This is a genomic window from Burkholderia sp. Bp8991, from assembly GCF_003853795.1.
Lineage (GTDB): Bacteria > Pseudomonadota > Gammaproteobacteria > Burkholderiales > Burkholderiaceae > Burkholderia.
Genome location: NZ_QTQJ01000095.1, coordinates 1 through 346, shown reverse-complemented (window position 1 = coordinate 346; position 346 = coordinate 1). Strand labels below are relative to the sequence as shown.

General features: G+C 58.1%; 1 pseudogene. It reads right to left on the bottom strand.

The window, feature by feature from the left end:
* Positions 1–343 (bottom strand): annotated as a pseudogene (locus tag DIE02_RS35310) (hypothetical protein); the annotation flags it as partial.
* Positions 344–346: the final 3 nt, after the last annotated feature.

Here is a 346-nt window from a genome sequence, read left to right as displayed (position 1 = left end):
CCCAGCGGAAATGAATGACGGGCGAGAACGACGGCTCGGGCTTGACGTAGTTATTGGGAAGCAGCTTCGGATTGAGATACCCATCCGGCGTCACACTCTCCGTGTACTTCGCGGGCGTCAACTGTCCGGCATCGATACCGTGATACATCATCTGATCGTCCAGACGCCCGAGCCTGCGATTCAGGCCTTTGCACATCCCTTCCTCCGACGCCTCGAACCATTCGCCTTCGGAATTCACCCCATGCACGAAGATCACGATACCGGGCAATGGCATCTGCTTGAGACAGATGAGCGGCGTGTTCTTCGCAAACATCGTCACGCCTTCGACGCGGCCGACGACGATCGG